Annotated in this window: 8 protein-coding genes; all 8 read left to right on the plus strand. The window is 69.1% G+C overall.

From position 1 onward, the window contains the following. The first annotated feature begins 96 nt into the window (after nucleotides 1–96). The 8 genes from glgA (at nucleotide 97) to treY (ending at nucleotide 19,768) form a co-directional block, all read left to right on the plus strand. Nucleotides 97–1,713, plus strand: a complete 1,617-nt coding sequence (gene glgA, locus BAU06_RS15295) for a glycogen synthase GlgA (RefSeq protein WP_082988561.1) — start codon at nucleotides 97–99, stop codon at nucleotides 1,711–1,713. A 212-nt stretch (nucleotides 1,714–1,925) separates the two neighbouring features. Further along, nucleotides 1,926–5,372 carry an alpha-1,4-glucan--maltose-1-phosphate maltosyltransferase gene (locus BAU06_RS15300; RefSeq protein WP_066351066.1) on the plus strand — a complete coding sequence of 1,149 codons (3,447 nt, stop codon included), beginning with the start codon at nucleotides 1,926–1,928 and terminating at the stop codon, nucleotides 5,370–5,372. Nucleotides 5,373–5,420: 48 nt separating this feature from the next. After that, on the plus strand, nucleotides 5,421–8,768 hold the full coding sequence (treS, locus tag BAU06_RS15305; RefSeq protein ID WP_066351068.1) for a maltose alpha-D-glucosyltransferase: 3,348 nt from the start codon (nucleotides 5,421–5,423) through the stop codon (nucleotides 8,766–8,768). Nucleotides 8,769–8,781: 13 nt separating this feature from the next. After that, nucleotides 8,782–10,995, plus strand: coding sequence for a 1,4-alpha-glucan branching protein GlgB (gene glgB, locus BAU06_RS15310; RefSeq protein WP_066351073.1), 2,214 nt, complete (start codon nucleotides 8,782–8,784; stop codon nucleotides 10,993–10,995). 7 nt (nucleotides 10,996–11,002) lie between these two features. After that, nucleotides 11,003–13,111, plus strand: coding sequence for a glycogen debranching protein GlgX (gene glgX, locus BAU06_RS15315; protein WP_066351079.1), 2,109 nt, complete (start codon nucleotides 11,003–11,005; stop codon nucleotides 13,109–13,111). Further along, a complete protein-coding gene (gene treZ, locus BAU06_RS15320; protein ID WP_082993714.1) occupies nucleotides 13,108–14,949 on the plus strand; it encodes a malto-oligosyltrehalose trehalohydrolase in 1,842 nt (613 codons plus the stop codon). The genes glgX and treZ overlap by 4 nt, the downstream gene beginning before the upstream one ends. Next, nucleotides 14,946–17,078, plus strand: a complete 2,133-nt coding sequence (gene malQ / locus BAU06_RS15325; RefSeq protein ID WP_066351083.1) for a 4-alpha-glucanotransferase — start codon at nucleotides 14,946–14,948, stop codon at nucleotides 17,076–17,078. The genes treZ and malQ overlap by 4 nt, the downstream gene beginning before the upstream one ends. Then, nucleotides 17,075–19,768, plus strand: a complete 2,694-nt coding sequence (gene treY / locus BAU06_RS15330) for a malto-oligosyltrehalose synthase (protein WP_066351086.1) — start codon at nucleotides 17,075–17,077, stop codon at nucleotides 19,766–19,768. The genes malQ and treY overlap by 4 nt, the downstream gene beginning before the upstream one ends. Nucleotides 19,769–20,045 lie beyond the last annotated feature (277 nt).

Here is a 20,045-nt window from a genome sequence, read left to right on the forward strand (position 1 = left end):
AAAGCGATAGTTTCCCACCCGCCGACGTCCGGCCTCCTCGTTGTCTTCGCCCGGCGCGTCCACCCTTTTTCAGGACGCGCTTTATTTGGAGTAGGTATCGTGTCGCTAAAAATCCTGGCAGTTACGTCGGAAGCATTTCCCCTGGCGAAGACCGGGGGCCTGGGTGACGCGGTCAGCGGCATGGCGCGCGCCCTGCACGAAAGCGGCACCGCCATCACCCTGATGCTGCCCGCCTATCGCGGCACTATCGAGAAACTGACGCAGGTCCGGGAAGTCTGCCGGTTGCGCCGCCTGCCGGGCGGGGAGGCGCGCCTGCTGCAAGGGGTGTGTCCGGCGCTGGGCGGCGTGCCCGTGCTGCTGCTGCAAAACGACAAGCTGTACGACCGCGACGCCCTGTATGTCGACGCCGAGGGCCGCGAATACCAGGACAACGCCATCCGTTTCGCCGCGCTGTCGCACGCCGCCGCCCGCGTGGCGGCGGGCAGCACGCGTATCCCGCGCCCCGACATCGTGCACGCCCACGACTGGCACACCGCGCTGGTGCCTTTGCTGGTGCGGGACAAAGGCATCAACGTCCGCACCGTACTGACGCTGCACAACATGGCCTTCCAGGGGCTTTACCCCATGGACATGGCCGCCGCCATCGGCGTACATCCGCGCCACCTGGACGTGGACGGCATCGAGTACTGGGGCCAGCTGAGCTTCCTGAAAGCCGGCTTGCGCCACGCCGACCGGATCACCACGGTCAGCCATACCTACGCCCGCGAGATCCTGACCGAACGCTTCGGCTGCGGCCTGGAGGGCGTGCTGGCCACCCGCCTGCACGACCTGCTGGCGGTGCCCAACGGCATCGACGCGGAAGAATGGGATCCCGCCACGGATCCTCATCTGGGCGGGTACCGGTACAGCGCCGCGCAGATGGACAACAAGCCCCGCAACAAGCAGCGGCTGCAGCAGCACTTCGGCCTGGCGGAAAACCCCCGCGCGCCCGTGCTGGTCATGGGCAGCCGGCTCACCACGCAGAAAATGGCCGACGTGGCCGTGCAAGCCATCCCGCGCGCGCTGGACGACTATCCGGACCTGCAGGTGGCCGTGCTGGGCCAGGGGGAAAAGTGGATAGAGGCGGCACTGCGCCAGTTGCAGCGTTGCTATCCCGGCCGCTGCGCCGCGCGCATCGGCTTCGACGAAGCCACCGCGCATATGCTGCATGCCGGCGGCGACATCCTGCTGCACGGCAGCCGTTTCGAGCCTTTCGGGCTGACGCCGCTGTATGCCATGCGCTACGGCACCATTCCCATCGGCTCGCGCGTAGGCGGCATGGCCGACACCATCACCGACCCCGGCGTGCGCGCCGGCCGCGAGGCGATGCGCAATGCCACCGGCCTGCTGTTCGACGGCGACACGATGGAAGCCATGGTCGGCGCCATCAGCCGCGCCATGGGCCTGTACCGCCGGCCCGCCATCTGGCAGGCCATGCGCCACCGCGCCATGACCACGGACTTCAGCTGGCAGCGGGCAGTGGCCGGCTACGACTGCCTGTACCGCTCGCTGCTGCCCGACGATGCCCGGCAGCAACAGGCTGCCGCGCCGGCGCCGGTCGCCCGCCCCTCGCTGCTGGACCAGGTCACCGCCGTGGCGCGTCCCTTGGTGGTCGTCGGCGGACGCGGCGGCAAGGAAGCCGCATCCAGCGTACTGAGCGCGGGCGCGGTCTGACGGCGCCACAGCGCATGGCGGACACGGCCGGCGGGCTTTCCGCCGGCCGTCGCCATGCCGGCGCGGGCGCCGGCTGGCCGCAGGTTGGCGATGGCCGCGGGGCTGCCCGGGGCGCCACGCGCCGCCGCATCCGGGCCCTGCACTTGCGAAGCCACGGCGGCTCGGCCCCTGTGCCGCTCACCGTTCAATAAGACTTTCCAACGAGCCCATCAATGCGCATCTATTACGTCCATCCCGTGCTCGCCGGCACCCTGTCCAACACTGCCGCGGGGCGCTGGCCGGCCATCTGCGCGCGCGCCAAGGCATTGGGTTTCGACACGCTGATGGTCGCTCCCCTGTGGGCGCCCGATCCCGAAGGCAACCCTTACGTGCCCGCGGACGCGGAACGCCTGAACCCGTCCCTGGGCGACCTGGCCCTGGACGAGGCCCTGGCGACCCTGTCCAGCCTGTGCGCCCGCCACCGCCTGTCGCTAATGGTGGACGTGGTCCTGGACCGCGTGGCGGCCGGCGGCGCGATGGCGGCTGCCCATCCCGACTGGTATACCGATCCCGGCGGCGTCGACGCCCTGCGCGACCCGCGCAAGCCCCTGGAAGAGCGCCATGCCCTGCCGCTGCGACGCGACGGCGGCCGCGCGCCGCAAGGCTATGTCGCCGGCTGGGTCGAGCGGCTGGGCCTGTGGGTGCAGAACGGCGTGGCGGGCTTCCGTTGCCTGTCGCCACAGGGCCTGGACGCGGCGGAGTGGCGCGACCTGATGGAAGGCGTGCGCGCCGTGCGTCCGGACTGCCGTTTCCTGGCCTGGACACCGGGCCTGAACCCCGCGCAGGTGGGCGAACTGGCAGGCGCGGGATTCGACGGCGTGTTTTCTTCCTTGCCATGGTGGGATTACCGCTCCCCGTGGCTGGTGGAAGAGTACGCCCGGCTGCGCGCCGTGGCGCCGGTGATCGCGGCGGCCGAGGCGCCCTATGCCAAGCGCGTGGCGGCATGGCGCCACGATACCCAGGGCCGCTATCTGAATGCGGTGCGCGCCCTCTGGACCGCCGCGGTGGTGGGCGACGCCGGGATATTGGTCCCCATGGGATTCGAGGACGGCGCCACCGAGCCCCTGGCGCTGCAGGGCGGCAATGGCGATTCCGAGGAATGGTATGCCAGGGAGTCCGGCGGCCAAGGCGACAGCGCTGGCGGCGCCGGCAAGCGCAGGACGGCCGACATGCCGGACACCGGCATTGCCCATCCGTCGCTGCACGGCGACGTCGCCCGCGCGAACCAATGGCTGGCACGCACCGCCGGCGCGGTCGGGCCCCTGCTCAGCCTGTTGGGGCCGCTGTCTCCCGTGACAGCATTGTTCCGCGGCGACGGCCGGCCCTTCGCCTTGACGGGCAATAGCCGCACCCCGGCACGGCTGGTGGTGCTGAATCCCGACGATCATCGCGACGTCCCCGTCGACTGGGAAACGCTGGGCAGCCGCCTGCCCGACAACTACGCGCGCCTGGACATCTGCGATGCCGACCAGCCCGCGCGGGAATTGCCGGAGCGCCTGGGCCCCGGCGCCATTCTGCAACTGGGCGCCAGCCGGCTGCCGCCGGTGCGCGTGCCCGCTTCCGACGAGGGCCGCACATCCGTGACGGCGGCGATGCGCGCGCCGCGCGCGGTGATCGAACGGGTTACGCCGGCCGTGGATGACGGCGCCTTTCCGGTCAAGCGCGTCGTCGACGAGCCCATCACGGTAGAGGCCGACGTCTTCATGGACGGCCACGAGCACATCGCGGTGGCGCTGCTATGGCGCGCGGCCGACGAGCGCGAGTGGCAGCGCGAGCCCATGGCCCTGGTCAACAACGACCGCTGGCGGGGCCGCTTCACCCCGCGCCGCAACGGCCGGCATTACTTCGCTATCCAGGCGTGGTCCGATACGTGGCACTCCTTCACGGAGGGCTACCGGAAGAAGCACGAAGCCGGCGTGGACGTGGCCCTGGAAACCGCCGAGGGCAAGCAGGCCATCGCGCAGGCCCTGGAACGCCTGCCGGAGGACGGCCCGGCGGCGCGGGTGCTCAAGCATGCCCTGCGCGTGCTGGGCCACGAACCCGAGGCGCCCAAGCCGCGCCGCGGCCGCCGCAAGGCGGACGCCGAGCCGCCGCCCGTATTCGCCGCGCCGACGCCCGAACAAGTCGCCGTACTGCTGGCCGACGACACCGCCGAAGCCATGCGGCAGGCCGATGCCCGGCCCTTCGAAACCACCACCCCGGTGGAATACGGCGTGACGGTGGACCGGCCGGCCGCGCGCTTCTCCAGCTGGTATGAGATCTTTCCGCGTTCGCAGACCGACGATCCCGCGCGCCATGGCACGTTCGACGATGTCATCCGCCAGCTGCCGCGCATACGGGGCATGGGCTTCGACACGCTGTACTTTCCGCCCATACACCCGATCGGGCGGCGCAACCGCAAGGGCCGCAACAACAGCCTGCGCGCCGAACCGGGCGACCCCGGCAGCCCCTATGCCATCGGCGCGGAGGAAGGCGGCCACGATGCCCTGCATCCCCAGCTGGGCACGCTGGCCGACTTCAAGCGCCTGATCGACGAAGCGCACCGCCACGAACTGGAAATCGCCCTGGACTTCGCCATCCAGTGCTCGCCGGACCATCCCTGGCTGAAGGAACATCCGGAATGGTTCGACTGGCGTCCGGATGGCTCGCTGAAGTACGCGGAAAACCCGCCCAAGAAATACGAAGACATCGTCAACGTCGATTTCTACGGCCCGCAGGCGGGCGCGTCCCGCCAGGCTTCGCTGTGGCGCGCGCTGCGCGACGTCGTGCTGTTCTGGGTGGCGCAGGGCATCCGCGTTTTCCGCGTGGACAACCCGCACACCAAGCCCCTGCCCTTCTGGCAATGGCTGATCGCCGACGTGCAGAGCCGCCATCCGGAAACCATCTTTCTTTCCGAGGCCTTCACGCGGCCCAAGATGATGTACCGGCTGGCCAAGGTGGGCTTCACCCAGTCGTACACCTACTTCACGTGGCGCGACACCAAGCAGGAGCTGACCGAATACCTGACCGAATTGAACGCGCCGCCGCCGGCGGATTTCTTCCGGCCGCATTTCTTCGTCAACACCCCGGACATCAATCCGCGCTTCCTGCAGGCCTCCGGGCGCGGCGGCTTTCTGATCCGCGCGGCGCTGGCGGCGACCTTGTCCGGACTGTGGGGCGTCTATAACGGCTTCGAGCTCTGCGAGGCCACGCCCGTGCCGGGCAAGGAAGAGTACCTGGACTCTGAAAAGTACCAGATCCGCATCTGGGACCACGACCGGCCCGGCAACATCGTGCGCGAGATCACCCAGCTCAATGCCATTCGCCGCGCCAATCCCGCGCTGCACAGCCACCTTGGACTGCGCTTCCATACCGCCTACAACGACCGCGTACTGTTCTTTTCCAAGGCCACGCCGGAGCGCGATAACGTGATGCTGGTGGCGATCAGCCTGGATCCCTTCGGCGCCCAGACGGCGACGGTGGACCTGCCGCTGTGGGAGTTCGGCCTGCCCGATCACGGCACGCTTTATGCCGAGGACCTGATCGACGGCGGCCGCCAGTCCTGGCAAGGCAGGCAACAGACCATTTATCTGCATCCGGGACAACCCTACCGGATCTGGCGGGTCGCGGGCATGGCTTGAGCGCCCGTGGAAACCATAGAGACACGCAAGCGACAAGCGAAGAACACCATGACCGACAGCACCGTCAACACCCCCGACCGCGACGATCCGCTCTGGTACAAGGACGCGGTCATCTACCAGCTGCACCTCAAATCGTTCTTCGATGCCAACAATGACGGTATCGGCGACTTCGCCGGGCTGATCGAAAAGCTGGACTACATCTCGCAGCTGGGGGTCAACACCATCTGGCTGCTGCCTTTCTATCCTTCCCCGCGGCGCGACGACGGCTACGACATCGCGGATTACCGCGGCGTTCATCCGGACTACGGATCGCTGAGCGACGTACGCAAGTTCATCCGCGCGGCGCACGCGCGAGGCTTGCGCGTCATCACGGAACTGGTGGTCAACCACACCTCGGACCAGCATCCCTGGTTCCAGCGGGCGCGGCAGGCAAAGCCGGGATCGGCGGCCCGCAACTACTACGTCTGGTCGGACAACGACCAGGCCTACGCCGGCACGCGCATCATCTTCCTGGACACGGAAAAGTCCAACTGGACCTGGGATCCGGTGGCCGGGGCGTATTTCTGGCATCGCTTCTATTCGCACCAGCCCGACCTGAACTACGACAACCCCCAGGTCCTGAAGGAAGTGCTGGCGGTGATGCGCTACTGGCTGGACATGGGCGTGGACGGCCTGCGCCTGGACGCCGTGCCCTACCTGGTCGAACGCGAGGGCACCAATAACGAGAACCTGCCGGAAACGCATGACGTCCTGAAGAAGATCCGTGCCACGCTGGACGCCGACTACCCCGGCCGCATGCTGCTCGCCGAAGCCAACCAGTGGCCGGAAGACGCGCAGGAGTACTTCGGCAAGGGCGACGAATGCCATATGTCCTTCCACTTCCCGCTGATGCCCCGCATGTACATGGCCATCGCGCGGGAAGACCGCTTTCCCATCACCGACATCATGCGGCAGACCCCGGATATTCCGGAGAACTGCCAGTGGGCCATCTTCCTGCGCAACCACGATGAGCTAACGCTGGAGATGGTCACCAGTAGCGAGCGCGACTATCTGTGGGACGTCTATGCGGCGGACCGCCGCGCGCGGCTGAACCTGGGCATCCGCCGCCGGCTCGCGCCGCTGATGGAGCGCGACCGCCGCCGCATCGAGCTGATGAACAGCCTGTTGTTCTCCATGCCCGGCACGCCGGTGATCTATTACGGCGACGAACTCGGCATGGGCGATAACGTGCACCTGGGCGATCGAGACGGCGTGCGCACCCCCATGCAATGGTCGCCGGACCGCAACGGCGGTTTTTCCCGCGCCGATCCGGAACGCCTGCCGCTGCCGCCGCTGATGGGGCCGCTGTACGGCTACGAAGCCGTCAATGTGGAAGCCCAGCAGCGCGATCCGCATTCGCTGCTGAATTGGACACGCCGCATGCTGGCCACGCGCCGGCAGACGCGCGCCTTCGGCCGCGGCACGCTGCGCTTCCTGTTTCCCGGCAACCGCAAGATCCTGGCCTATCTGCGCGAATACGAGGACACGACCATCCTGTGCGTGGCGAATCTGTCGCGCGCGCCGCAGCCCGTGGAGCTGGACCTGTCCAGCATGAACGGCCGCGTGCCGGTCGAATTGCTGGGCGGGACGCCCTTCCCCGCGATCGGCGAACTGCCCTATCTGCTGACGCTGCCGCCCTACGGGTTCTATTGGTTCGAACTGAGCGCGGTGGCCTCGCCGCCGTCCTGGCATGCGACCTTCCCCGAGCAGATGCCGGAGTACTACACCCTGGTGCTGCGCGGGCGCACCGGCTACGACCTGACGGAGGGCGCGGTGCGCTCGCTGCGCCAGGATGTGCTGCCGCTGTACCTGGCGCGCCAGCGCTGGTTCCCGAAGGACCGCAAGGTGAACTTCGCGCAGGCCGCCTACGCGATACAGCTGAAGGACACGGAATACGAGTGCTTCATCGCCGAACTGGAAATGGATTTCGACGGCGAGCCCGCCCGCTTCCTGTTGCCCGTGGCGCTGATCTGGAGCGAAACCCTGCCGCCCATGGCGCAGCAATATGCGCTGGCCCGCGTGCGCCGCGGCGCCGAGATGGGCATGCTGACCGACGCCTACACGCTGCCCTCCTTCATCAACGCGCTGGTGCGCGGCCTGCGCCAACGGCTGGAGCTGCCGGTACCGCGCGCCCATCCGCCCTGCGTGCTGCACTTCAGGGGTGAACCGGGCCTGGATGAACTGGACCTGCCGGCCGACGCCGAGGTCAGCTGGTTCACAGGCGAACAGTCGAACAGCTCCATGACCATCGCGGGCGTGGCCATGCTCAAGCTGATCCGCCACGTCGTGCCCGGCGTGCATCCCGAAGCCGAGATGACGCGCCGCCTGACGCAAGCCGGCTACGCCAATAGCGCGCCCCTGCTGGGCGAAATCGTGCGCGTGAACGAGGACGGCACGCCGCATACGCTGGCCTTGATGCACGGCATGATCACCAACCAGGGCGACGCCTGGTCCTGGACCCTGGAGTACCTGAAGCGCACGCTGGAGGCCGCGGCGCTTACCGCGGAAACCGTGGAGGACTACGACGAAGACCTGAAGGGCTACACGGTTTTCGCCTGCGCCATCGGCAGGCGGCTGGGCGAGCTCCATGCCACCATGGCGCAACCCATCGACGATCCCGCGTTCGAGCCGCATCGCGCCACCGAGGCCGACGCGCGCAAGCGTGCCGCCGACGTCGTCGCCATGCTGGACCGCGGCCTGAAGCTCCTGAAAGAAAACGTCGACCGGCTGGAGACGGCCTGCGCCGACAAGGCGCGGCGCCTGGTGGACCGGCGCGACGAACTCGTGGAAGCGGTCAAGGAACTGGCGCGCCACGAGGTCGGCACGCTGCATATCCGCATCCACGGCGATTTCCATCTGGGCCAGGTACTGGTGGCGCAAAGCGACGCCTACATCATCGACTTCGAGGGGGAACCCGCGCGGCCGCTGGAAGAGCGCCGCGCCAAGAGCAGCGCGTCGCGCGACGTGGCCGGGCTGCTGCGTTCCTTCGATTACGCCGCCGCCACCGTGGCCAACGGCTTCGGCGACGTGGAAGCCGCGGGCACGGAGGTCCAGCCCGCCGAAGCGGTATTGCGCCATCGGCGCCGCGACCTGATCGATCGCTTCCGCGAAGTCGCCAACCGGGCCTTCCTGTCCGCCTACCGCGATGTCGCGCGCCACGCGGAAACCCGATGGATGGATGAAAGCCAGGAGGACCCGCTGATCGATCTCTCGCTGATCGAAAAGGCGGCCTACGAAATCGCGTACGAGGCGGCGCACCGCCCTGACTGGGTCAGCATCCCGCTGAACGGCCTGGCCGCGCTGGCCGATCGCCTGCTCGCCCCCGAAACCGCCGTGGGGCCAGCCTCCGCTGAATAGGAATACCGGTTTTATGACGTCTGCTCCCACCTCCACCACGCCTGCCGATGCCCTGGACGGGGACATCCAGGCCCTGCTCTCGGGCCGGCATGCCGATCCTTTCCGCATCCTGGGCCCGCACCGGGAGGACACGCGCACGGTGGTGCGCGTCCTGGCCCCTCATGCGCGGCGCGTCAGCCTGGTGCGCGACGGCGCGGCCGGCGCGGCCGAACTGCCTCAGGTCCGCGACGGGTTCTTCATGGGCGAGGCCGGGGATCTGCCCCTGGGCGAGCCGTCCGCCTATCGCCTGCGCATCGACTGGGGCGGCGCCGAACAGGAAACGGAAGATCCCTACGCCTTCGGTCCGCTACTGGGCGACCTGGACCTGTACCTGATCGGCGAAGGCCGCCATGAGGCCCTGGCGGACTGCCTGGGCTCGCACGTGATGACCGTCCAGGGCGTGCAAGGCGTGCGCTTCGCGGTGTGGGCGCCCAACGCGCGCCGCGTTTCCGTGGTGGGCGACTTCAATGCCTGGGACGGGCGCCGCCATCCCATGCGGCTGCGGCACGGCGCCGGCATCTGGGAGTTGTTCATTCCACGGCTGCAGGCGGGCGAGCGCTACAAGTACGAGATCGTCGGCGCGGGCGGCCAGCTGCTGCCCCTGAAGGCCGATCCGCTGGCGCGGCAGACCGAGATGCCGCCCGCCACGGCGTCCGTCGTGCCGCCGCCGGAGCCCTTCAGCTGGACCGACGACGAATGGATGGCCACCCGCGCGGCACGGCAGGCCCACGACGCGCCCATCTCGGTCTATGAAGTGCATGCCGGATCCTGGCTGCCGCGCGATGGCGACAGCGAGGAAAACGTCTGGCAGCGCCTGGGCGACCGGCTGGTGCCCTATGCGAAGGACATGGGCTTCACCCACCTGGAACTGCTGCCCATCATGGAGCACCCCTTCGGCGGCTCGTGGGGCTACCAGCCGCTGGGGGTTTTCGCGCCGACCGCGCGCTACGGGACCCCGGCCGACTTCGCCCGCTTCGTGGACCGCTGCCATGCCGCCGGCCTGGGCGTGATCCTGGACTGGGTGCCGGCCCACTTCCCCACCGATACGCACGGTCTCGTCGAGTTCGACGGCACGGCGCTGTACGAATACAGCGATCCGCGCGAAGGTTTCCATCCCGACTGGAACACGCTGATCTACAACCTGGGCCGCACCGAAGTGCGCAACTTCATGATCGCCAGCGCGCTGGAATGGCTGCAGCGATATCACGTGGACGCGCTGCGCGTGGATGCGGTCGCCTCCATGCTGTACCGCGACTACAGCCGCAACGCGGGCGAATGGATACCCAACCGCTACGGCGGACGCGAGAACCTGGAAGCCGTCGACTTCCTGCGCGACATGAACGCCACCGTGACGCGGCTGTGCCCGGGCGCCATCACCGTGGCGGAGGAATCCACCGCCTGGCCCGGCGTGACGGCGCGGCCGGAAGACGGCGGCCTGGGCTTTACCTATAAGTGGAATATGGGATGGATGCACGACACGCTGCGCTATATGCACCACGAGCCCGTCCACCGCAGCTATCACCATCACGACATGACCTTCGGCATGGTGTACGCCTATTCCGAACGTTTCATCCTGCCGCTGTCGCACGATGAAGTGGTGCACGGCAAGGGCTCGCTGCTGAACAAGATGCCCGGCGACCGCTGGCAACGCTTCGCCAACCTGCGCGCCTACTTCGGCTTCATGTGGACCCATCCGGGACGCAAGCTGCTGTTCATGGGCGGCGAAATCGCCCAGCCGGCGGAATGGAACCACGATGCCAGCGTGGACTGGCCGGCGCTGGACGACCCGCTGCACCGCGGCGTGCAGCAACTGGTGCGGGACCTGAACAACCTGTACCGCGAGCTGCCCCCGCTGCACCGGCACGACACGGATCCCGGCGGCTTCAGCTGGGTGGTGGGCGACGATGCGGGCAATAGCGTGTTCGCCTACATGCGCAACGATGGCGAACGGCATGTGCTGGCCGTGTGCAACTTCACGCCCGTCCCGCGCCACGATTACCGCATCGGCGTGCCACGGCCGGGCTGGTGGCGCGAGCGTCTTAACACCGATGCCGCCGACTACGGCGGGTCGGGCGTCGGCAACGGCGGCGGACGCAGTACCGAAGCCATCGCGGCGCACGGGCAGGCGCAGTCGCTGTCGCTGATCTTGCCCCCGCTGGGCACGGTGATACTCGAATACCAAGGATAGACCGACCATGCCTGGTCCGCTTCCCGACCGGCTCTCGCCTGGCCTGCCCTACCCCCTGGGCGCCACCAGCGACGGGCTGGGTGTCAACTTCGCCGTTTTCTCCGCCAACGCCACCCGTATCGACCTGTGCATCTTCGACGCACGCGGCAGGAAGGAAATCCGCCGCATGCCGCTGCCGGAATGCACCGACGAAATCTGGCACGGCTACCTGCCGGACGCCACGCCGGGCCTGGTATACGGCTACCGCGCCTACGGGCCCTACGATCCCAAGAACGGCCATCGCTTCAATCCGCACAAGCTGCTGCTCGACCCCTACGCCAGGCAGCTGCTGGGGCCGCTGCGCTGGACCGACGCGCTGTTCGGCTATCGCGTCGGCCACGCGCGCGGCGACCTGATGCCGGACCGGCGCGACAGCGCGCCCGCCATGCCCAAGGGCGTGGTTACCGACGATACGTTCAACTGGGGTGAAACGCGCCGGCCCCGCGTGCCGTGGGAAAACACCCTGATCTACGAGGCCCACGTGCGCGGCGTATCGATGCGCCGCGACGACATCTGGCCGCATCTGCGCGGCACGGTCAGCGCGCTGTCGAACCCGCGCTTCATCGACCACCTGCACAAGATCGGCGTCACGGCCATCGAGCTATTGCCGGTCCAGGCCTTCCTGCAGGATAAGTTCCTGGTGGAAAAAGGCCTGGGCAACTATTGGGGCTACAGCACGCTGTCGTACTTCGCCCCCGAGCCCGCCTATCTGCCGCAGGGCGATCCCAACGAACTGCGCATCGCGATCCGCCGCCTGCAGGCGGCCGGCATCGAGGTCATCCTGGACGTGGTCTACAACCACACCTGCGAAGGCAACGAACTCGGCCCGACGCTGTCCTGGCGCGGCCTGGACAACGCCAGCTACTACCGCCTGATTCCCGGCGAGGAACGCTACTACATCAACGACACCGGCTGCGGCAACACCGTGAACCTGTCGCATCCGCGGGTGCTGCAGATGGTGCTGGATTCGCTGCGCCACTGGGCAACGTCCTACCGCATCGACGGCTTTCGCTTCGACCTGGGCGTGACGCTGGGGCGCGAGGGCACGGGATTCGATCCGGGCTCGGGCTTTTTCGACGCCATCCTGCAGGACCCGACGCTGTCGCGGCTCAAGCTGATCTCCGAGCCCTGGGACATCGGCCCGGACGGCTACCAGCTGGGGCAGCACCCGCCCGGCTTCGCGGAATGGAACGACAAGTTCCGCGATACCGTGCGGCGTTTCTGGCGCGGGGATCCGGGCCAGCGCGGCAACCTGGCCGAGCGGCTGGCCGGCTCCAGCGACCTGTTCGACCGGCGCCACCGGCGGCCCTGGGCCTCCATCAATTTCGTGGCGGCCCACGACGGCTTCACGGTGCGCGACGTGGTCAGCTACAACGAAAAGCACAACGAGGCCAACCTGGAGGACGGCCGCGACGGACACAACGAAAACTGCAGCCGGAATTGGGGCGTCGAAGGCCCTACCGACGACCCGCAGATCCAGCACGTCCGGCGGCGGGTCCAGCGCGCGCTGCTGGCCACCGTGCTGCTGTCCTACGGCACGCCCATGCTGCTGGCGGGCGACGAGTTCGGCAACAGCCAGGACGGCAATAACAACGCCTATTGCCAGGACAACGCGGTGTCGTGGCTGGACTGGGACCAGGCCGACAGCCAGGAAGGCCGCGACCTGATTTCCTTTGTCGCCCGCATCGCGGCCTGCCGGCGCAACCACCCCAGCCTGCGCAGCACCTTGTACATGAACGCCCATCAGGAAGCGGCCCCCGGCATGGCGGGCGTGACCTGGTTCGACGTCAACGGACACCCCATGACGGGCGCGGCCTGGCACGACGCGGAAGGCCGGGCCCTCGGCTTGCGTAGGGCGATAGGCACGCGCGACGGCTTCGATGTCACGCTGACCTTGCTGAACGGCAGCGGCAGCGATGTTTCCTTCGCGCTGCCGCACGACATGACGTGGCGCATGCTGGCCGACTCTACTCGGCCGGAGGTGCCCGAGCACAACGTGCATGGGCACCACGTGACCGTACACGCGCACGGCATAGCGCTATTGAGCGGATACCCCCGCACCAGGGAGCACGAATGATCACGAGTACCCATACGTCCGCCCAGACGGACAAATCCGGGGTCGAACCCGCCTGCCCTTCCTTCACGCCCGGTTTCGGCGCCTGGCACCTGCCCAACGGGCTGACACGGTTCCGCATCTGGGCGCCCAACGCCGAGCACGGCGTGACCCTGGAGATCGCCGGCCGCGATCCCCTGCCCATGACGGAAGTGGGCGATGGCTTCCATGAAATCCAGACGCCCTGCCCGCCCGGCACCCGTTACCGCTATCGTGTCGCGCCGGATCTGGCCGTGCCGGATCCGGCATCGCGCCTGCAGGCCGGCGATGTGCACGACGATAGCGTCGTCACCGGGCCGGACGGCTACGCCTGGCACAACACGGCGTGGCGCGGCCGCCCCTGGCGCGAGACGGTGATCTACGAGCTCCATGCCGGCATCGCGGGCGGCTATGCGGGCATCGAGGCCCGCCTGCCGGAGCTGGCGGAGCTGGGCATCACCGCCATCGAACTCATGCCCATCGCGGATTTTCCCGGCCCGCGCAATTGGGGCTACGACGGCGTGCTGCCCTACGCGCCGGACTGTGCCTACGGCACGCCGGATGAGCTCAAGCGCATGATAGACACCGCGCATGGGCTGGGAATGATGGTGTTCCTGGACGTGGTCTACAACCACTTCGGGCCGGACGGCAATTACCTGTCCGCCTATGCCGGCGATTTCTTTCGCTCCGACATCCACACGCCGTGGGGCGTGGCCATCGACTTCCGGCGCCGCGCGGTGCGGCAGTTCTTCGCCGAGAGCGCCCTGCATTGGCTGAGCGAATTCCGCTTCGACGGCTTGCGGCTGGACGCCGTGCACGCCATCCGCGATACCGGCTGGCTGGAGGAAATGGCCGGCTTCGTGCGTGCCCATCTGCCCAGCGACCGCATCGTGCACCTGGTGCTGGAGAACGACGATAACCAGGTTCACCCGCTGGAGCACGGCTACCAGGCGCAGTGGAACGACGATGGCCACCACGTGCTGCACCAGCTGCTGACCGGCGAAAGCGAAGGCTATTACGGCGATTACGCCCTGCATCCGGCGCAACGGCTGACGCGGGCGCTGACGGACGGTTTCGTCTACCAGGGCGAGCCTTCGCAGCATCGCGGCGGCGTGGCGCGCGGCGAACCCAGCGCCCACCTGCCGCCGACGTCCTTCGTGCTGTTCCTGCAGAACCACGACCAGATCGGCAACCGCGCCATGGGCGAGCGGCTGACCGCCCTGCTGCGCAACGATATCCGGCCGCTGCGCGCGGCCGTCGCGCTGCTGCTGCTTTCCCCGCAGATTCCCTTGATATTCATGGGGGAAGAGCGCGGCGCGGCGACGCCCTTCCTGTACTTCACCAGCCATGCCGATCCGCAGCTGGCCCAGGCGGTGCGCGACGGCCGGCGCAAGGAGTTCGAGAACTTCTGCGCCTTCGCCCATCCGGCCACCCGGGACCGCATCCCCGATCCCAACGACCCCGACACCTATGCGCAGTCCGACCCCTACCGGACGCCGGCCGACCCGGATTGGCTGGATTACTACCAGACCCTGCTCCAGCTGCGCCAGCGCGTGATCGTGCCGCACCTGGAGGGCGCCCACTCCCTGGGCGCCCACGTCCTGGGGCTGCGCGCCGTGGTGGCGCAATGGCTGCTGGGCGACGGCGCCGTCCTCTCCATCTACGTGAACCTGGGATCGGTGGACGTGCGGCCGGACTGGCTGCAGGAGGACCGCGGCCAGGAGATGCTGCTTTTCGAAAGCGAGACAGGGGCCGGGCGCGCCCTGTACGATGGCTTGCTGCAGCACGGTGTCACGGTGGCCCTCTTGAAGGAACTGGCATGAACAGCCCAGCCATCCCCTCGGATGAACATCAGGCCCTGGCCATGCTGGCCGACCGGGCCGGCATCGCCGTCGAATGGACCGACGCGCGAGGACGCCCGCAGCGGGTGCGCGACGATGTCGTCCGCTCCCTGCTGCAGGCCCTGGAACTGCCGGCGGCCGGCGTGGCGCAGATCCGCGAAAGCCTGGAGCGCCTCGCGCACGAGGGTGACGAGCACGACGGTTTCAGGATCGTGGAGGCCGGCGCGCCCATCGTCCTGCGGGGGGTGCGCGACACGCGTTTCGAACTCGTCGATGAAGATGGCCAGGCGCGCGGGTTGACTGCGCACGGCATGGACGACAGCGGCGCGCACCTGCCCGGGCTCGATACCCCCGGGTACTATCGCCTGCACGGCGACGGCCGCGAATGGACGCTGGCGGTGGCGCCGCAGCGCTGCCCGGGCGTGGGCGACGTACTGGAAAGCGCCGCGCCGCGCGCCTGGGGCGTGGCGGCCCAGCTCTACAGCCTGCGCCGCGCGCACGGCGCCGAGCCGGCCCGCGCGCCCGGACTGGGCGACTTCACCGCGCTGGCCCAGCTGGCCGGCGCGGCGGCGGCCCGTGGCGCCCAGGCCATCGCCATCAGCCCCGTGCATGCGATGTTCGCGGCCGATCCCGGCCGCTACAGTCCCTACGCGCCGTCCAGCCGCCTGTTTCTGAACAGCCTGTATGCCGACCCCTGCCAGTTGCTGGGCGAAGCCGCCGTCGGCGCCGCCCTGCGCGCGCTGAACCTGGGCGACGAAATCATGCGCCTGGACGACCTGCCACTGGTGGACTGGCCCGCCGTCGCAAGGCTGCGCATGAAGCTCCTACGGCGGCTCTACGATGAATTCCGCACCGACGGCAGCCCGGCGCTGCACGCCGATTTCGATCTTTTCCGCCGCGCCGGCGGCGAACCGCTGGAGAGCCACGCCCGCTTCGAGGCCCTGCACGCGCGCCACCTGCCGCCGCTGGGCGACGCCACGGACTGGCGGCACTGGCCGGCCGACCTGCGCGATCCCGCGGGCGCCGGCGTCAGGGCCTGGGCCCATGCGCACGACAAGGACGTCGCCTTCCATATCTTCCTGCAATGGCTGGCGGCGCGCGGGCTGGAACAGGCGCACCGCACGGCCCGCGACGCCGGCATGGGCATCGGCCTGATCGGCGACCTGGCCGTGGGCACCGATCCCGGCGGCAGCCATGCCTGGAGCCGCCAGGCCGACATCCTGGCCGAGCTCTCGCCCGGCGCCCCGCCCGACGTCTACAACCCGCTCGGGCAGAGCTGGGGCCTGACGGCGTTTTCGCCGCGCTCCCTGCGCCTGAACGGCTATGCCGCCTTCCGCGAAATGCTGCGCGCGGCGCTGGCCTACACCGGCGGCGTGCGCATCGACCACGTGCTGGGGCTGGCGCGCATGTGGCTGGTGCCGCGCGAGGCCTCGCCCAAGGACGGGGCCTACCTGCGCTATCCGCTGGAGGACATGCTGCGCCTGGTGGCGCTGGAGGCCTGGCGCCATCGCGCCATCGTCGTGGGCGAGAACCTGGGCACCGTGCCGGAAGGCTTCAATGAACGCATCGAGCGCGCCGGCATGCTGGGCATGAACATCCTCTGGTTCCAGCGCGAAGGCTGGAGCGATCCTACGCCCTTCCAGCCCCCGCGGTCCTGGCCGGCCTCGTCCGTCGCCATGACCAGCACCCACGACCTGCCCACGGTGGCGGGATGGTGGACCGGCACGGACATCGGCTGGCGCGCCCGGCTGGGCCTGCTGGGCGAGGACGAAACCGAATCCGCCATGCACGAGCAGCGCGCCCGCGACCGCGGCGCGCTGTGGCATGCCCTGCGGCAGGCCGGATGCCTGCCGCACGAAGCGCCGCACGATCCGCCGCAGGAGGCGCCCATCCCCGACGTGCTGCGCTTCGTCTCCCATACCCCATCGCCCCTGATGCTGGTGCCGGCGGAAGACCTGCTGGGCTTGAACGAACAACCCAACCTGCCGGGCACCATAGACCAGCATCCCAACTGGCGGCGGCGCCTGGGCGCGGACGCGGGACAGATGTTCGACAGCGAAGCCGTGCGCCAGCGCGTCGCCGCCATCGCCGATACCCGGAGCACGCCATGACCGCGCCGCGCGCCACCGTCCGGCTGCAATTGCACAAGGACTACACCCTGGCCGACGCACGCAGCCAGGTTTCCTATTTCGCCCGGCTGGGGGTCAGCCATCTTTATCTCTCGCCCATCACCCGCGCGCGGGCAGGCTCGCAGCACGGCTACGACGTCGTGGACCATACCCAGGTCAATCCCGAACTGGGCGGCGAAGCGGCCCTGCGCGAGCTGGCCGCGACGGCGCGGCAGGCCGGCCTGGGCCTGATCGTCGACATCGTGCCCAACCATATGGCGACCAGCACGGACAACCCCTGGTGGCACAGCGTGCTGGAGCATGGGCAGGCCAGCCCGCATGCCGGCTGGTTCGACATCGCGTGGCACAGCGTGGACCCGGAACTGCACGGCAAGGTACTCGCGCCTTTCCTGGGCAAGCCCTACGGCGAGGCGCTGGCCGAAGGCGCCATCCAGCTGCGCCACGATGCGGGCCGTTTCCATCTGGAGGTCTACGGCACGCGGTATCCGCTGAACCCGGAAAGCCTGCGCACGCACGGTCCCGGCGACCCCGGCGCGCTGGCCGACTACGATCCCGCCACGGACGCGGGGCGTGCGCGGCTGCACGCCTTGCTGGAACGGCAGCACTACCGGCTGGCATGGTGGCGCGCCGCGCCGGAAGAGATCAACTGGCGCCGCTTCTTCGAGATCAGCGACCTGATCGGCGTGCGCGTGGACCAGGCCAAGGTCTTCGACGCGGTGCACGAGATGGTGCTGCGCTTCTACGCCGAAGGACTCATAGACGGCCTGCGCGTGGACCACGTCGACGGCCTGAGCGACCCCATCGGCTATTGCAGCCGGCTGCGCGCCGCCCTGGCGGAACGCGTGGGCCAGCGGCCGGCGGAGCTGCGCGGGCAGGATCCCTACCTGGTCATCGAGAAAATCCTGGCCGACGACGAAACGCTGGATGACCGCTGGCAGGTCGACGGCACCACGGGCTACGACTTCATGAGCCAGGTCGGCGCGGTGCTGCACGATGCCACCGGCGAGCAGACCTTGACGGAACTGTGGGAAAGCATCGCCCGCGATCCACGGCCGTTTTCCGCCGTGGCCGGCGAGGCGCGCGAGCTGATGATGCTGCGCCACTTCCCCGCCGAGCGCCTGGCCGCGGCGCGCGCCCTGCATCGGGTGGCGCGGCTCGATCCGCGCACCCGCGACTGGGGCGAATCGGCGATCCAGCGCGTGCTGTGGGACCTGCTGGCGGTCTTCCCCGTATATCGCATCTACGCCGACGAGCGCGGCTGGCACCACATGGACCGCGTCCGCTTCGACCACGCGGCCACGCAGGCCCACGCGCGCATACGGCTGGATCGCGACGGCGACGACGGCCCCCTGCTGGACCTGGTGTCCGGCTGGCTGGGCGGCGAAGCGCCGGAAAACTTCCCGGCCGAGGAGTGCGCCGCGCGGCGCGAAGCCATCCGCCGCTTCCAGCAGCTGACGCCGCCGCTGACGGCCAAATCGCTGGAGGACACCGCCTTCTATCGCTATGGACGGCTCCTGTCGCGCAACGAGGTCGGCGCGGATCCGGCGCTGTTCAGCATGGCGCCGGATGTCTTCCATCGCCGCTGCGCATCGCGCGGCCGGCACTTTCCCCATGCCATGGTCGCCACGGCGACGCATGACCATAAGCGCGGCGAGGACACCCGCGCGCGGCTGACCGCGTTGAGCGAATTTCCGGCCCTCTGGTCGGACACCGTCATGGATTGGATGAACCGCCATGTGCCGGCCACCTACAACGGCAACGGCGCGCTGGCGCCCCATCCCGCCGACCTGTATATGCTGCTGCAGACCCTGGTCGGGGCCTGGCCGCTGACCCTGCGCCCGGATGACGAAAGCGGGCTGCAGGCCTTCGGCGACCGGGTATCCGCCTGGCAGCAGAAGGCGCTGCGCGAGGCCAAGCTGCGCACCAGCTGGGTGGTACCGGACGCGGCCTACGAAGGCGCCTGCGAGGACGTCCTGCGCAAGCTGCTGCTGCCGGCGGCGGAAGCCGACGCGCCGGCCCGGGAAATCGCCGCCTTCGCCGCCCGCATCGCGCCGGCCGGCATCGTCAACAGCCTGTCGCAGACCTTGCTGCGCATGACGGTGCCCGGGGTGCCCGACGTTTACCAGGGCACGGAGTTCTGGGATTTCAGCCTGGTGGATCCGGACAACCGCACGCCGGTCGACTACGCGGCGCGCATGGCGGCGCTGGATGCGCCGGACGCCGCCGACCCCGAGCAGTTGCTGGTCAATTGGCGCGATGGGCGGCTGAAGCAGGCCATCGTCCGCGGCGCGCTGCAGGCCCGGCGCGACCATGCGGACGTCTTCGAACAGGGCGGCTACGTACCGCTGCCCATCCTGGGCTCGCGCGGGGCGCACATCCTGGCCTTCGTCCGTTGCCTGGACGACCGTTGCGTCTTCGTGCTGGCGCCGCGGCTGTGCGGGCAGGCGCTGCGCACGGAAGCGGGCGACGATCCCTCCGCGCCGGCAACCGGGCTGCCGCGCATCGATCCCGGCTTCTGGGACACCACGGCCGTGGTGTTGCCGCACCGCTATGCCGGCGCGCTGCTGCGCGACGCGCTCAGCGGCCGCGAACGGCGTGTCGGCGCCGACAGCATCCTGCCGCTGGCCGAGGCCCTGGCCGACTACCCCGTCGCGCTGCTGACCGCCGGCTGACGCCGCGCTTCCCCCTGCATGGCATGCCGCATGCGGTCCGGACCGGACCGCATGCGGCATCGCCGCGCGCGGACGGTGTCCAGTCTCGCCGCGCCGTCCTCATGCGTTCTCGAACGGGGCCGATGATGCTGCTTCGGGCCGGGCCACCGATTTCCATCGAGCAGGACGACCGATGTCTCTTCAAGGAGGACCGCCGATGCGCCCCGCCGCCACGCCGCCGCGGCATCCACCCGGTGCCGGAAAACAGTTTTCCACGGGCGCCTGATTAGATAGGATC

This window comes from Bordetella bronchialis (assembly GCF_001676705.1).
GTDB lineage: Bacteria > Pseudomonadota > Gammaproteobacteria > Burkholderiales > Burkholderiaceae_B > Bordetella_C > Bordetella_C bronchialis.

What these genes read in the sequence shown, in the direction of transcription:
- treS (WP_066351068.1), top strand. Translation starts at nt 5,421, where the DNA reads ATGACCGACAGCACCGTCAACACCCCCGACCGCGACGATCCGCTCTGG.
- malQ (WP_066351083.1), top strand. Translation starts at nt 14,946, where the DNA reads ATGAACAGCCCAGCCATCCCCTCGGATGAACATCAGGCCCTGGCCATG.
- treY (WP_066351086.1), top strand. Translation starts at nt 17,075, where the DNA reads ATGACCGCGCCGCGCGCCACCGTCCGGCTGCAATTGCACAAGGACTAC.
- treZ (WP_082993714.1), top strand. Translation starts at nt 13,108, where the DNA reads ATGATCACGAGTACCCATACGTCCGCCCAGACGGACAAATCCGGGGTC.
- glgX (WP_066351079.1), top strand. Translation starts at nt 11,003, where the DNA reads ATGCCTGGTCCGCTTCCCGACCGGCTCTCGCCTGGCCTGCCCTACCCC.
- BAU06_RS15300 (WP_066351066.1), top strand. Translation starts at nt 1,926, where the DNA reads ATGCGCATCTATTACGTCCATCCCGTGCTCGCCGGCACCCTGTCCAAC.
- glgB (WP_066351073.1), top strand. Translation starts at nt 8,782, where the DNA reads ATGACGTCTGCTCCCACCTCCACCACGCCTGCCGATGCCCTGGACGGG.